This is a genomic window from Liquorilactobacillus sicerae (assembly GCF_029916425.1).
Taxonomy (GTDB): Bacteria; Bacillota; Bacilli; order Lactobacillales; family Lactobacillaceae; genus Liquorilactobacillus; species Liquorilactobacillus sicerae.
This window is the reverse complement of the sequence record NZ_JAHAVQ010000366.1, coordinates 1-383: the sequence shown is the minus strand read 5'-3', so window position 1 is coordinate 383 and position 383 is coordinate 1. Positions and strand designations below refer to the sequence as shown.

Annotated in this window: 1 protein-coding gene; it reads right to left on the bottom strand. The window is 35.0% G+C overall.

Annotated features, from left to right (window positions below; genetic code table 11):
• Positions 1-126 precede the first annotated feature (126 nt).
• Positions 127-383, bottom strand: a 257-nt coding sequence (locus KH893_RS12860) for a hypothetical protein (RefSeq protein WP_281166405.1), incomplete at its 5' end; no start/stop codon positions are given.

Genomic DNA, 383 nt, shown 5'->3' with positions numbered 1-383 from the left:
ACGAATTTCTGTTTTAGATAGGCATCGTGTTTCGATAGGCAATATCATAAAAAAAAGAAATTTCGACGATTCAATTGCTGCTTCGATAACCCAGTTCAGTTTATTATTTTTCTGTGGTGTAATGGGTTATTTGGCTTTTAACTCATCTTTTAATAATTCTTTAATTTGGGTGGTTGTCTTCACTTTTCCGTTTTCTTTTGCCAGGGTTCTCGCTTTGGCAAATCTTCCAAGCTCTTTGGGCGATGCATTGATATCTGCTAAAAATATTTTTAAGCTTCTTGATGAAAAGCCACTATCCGAATTATCCGAAAATGAAGAAATTGCTTTGATTAAGCAGGGACATTTTTCAGACGTAGATTTTTCATATCCTTTACGTCCGGACA